The sequence below is a fragment of the Shigella sp. FC1567 genome (assembly GCF_001743015.1).
In the GTDB taxonomy this organism is placed as follows: Bacteria; Pseudomonadota; Gammaproteobacteria; order Enterobacterales; family Enterobacteriaceae; genus Escherichia; species Escherichia coli.
Window position 1 is genome coordinate 1 of the sequence record NZ_MIIV01000390.1, and the last position, 493, is coordinate 493.

A 493-nucleotide genomic window follows, 5' to 3' on the forward strand; every position below is an offset into this window, starting at 1 on the left:
TAGGTAACAACCATCTGGATATTGGTGTTGGAACTGGGTTTTACCTTACTCACGTACCTGAGAGTAGTCTGATATCTTTAATGGATTTGAACGAAGCTAGCCTGAACGCGGCATCTACAAGGGCTGGGGAATCAAAAATTAAACATAAAATTAGCCATGATGTTTTTGAAACTTATCCCGCGGCGTTACATGGTCAATTTGATTCCATTTCCATGTTTTACCTTCTTCACTGCCTGCCTGGAAATATATCTACAAAAAGCTGTGTAATACGCAATGCGGCGCAGGCCTTAACTGATGATGGAACTCTATACGGAGCCACAATTCTTGGCGATGGAGTTGTGCACAATAGCTTCGGTCAAAAACTGATGCGCATTTACAATCAGAAAGGCATCTTTTCAAACACAAAAGATTCCGAAGAAGGCTTAACACATATACTCTCAGAGCATTTCGAGAATGTTAAAACCAAGGTTCAAGGTACTGTAGTAATGTTTTC

Annotated in this window: 1 protein-coding gene; it reads left to right on the forward strand. The window is 40.6% G+C overall.

All coding sequences use genetic code 11. The annotated features are described in order from the left end of the window. On the forward strand, window positions 1-493 hold a 493-nt coding region (locus BHE85_RS18475), incomplete at both ends, for a class I SAM-dependent methyltransferase (protein WP_146628076.1).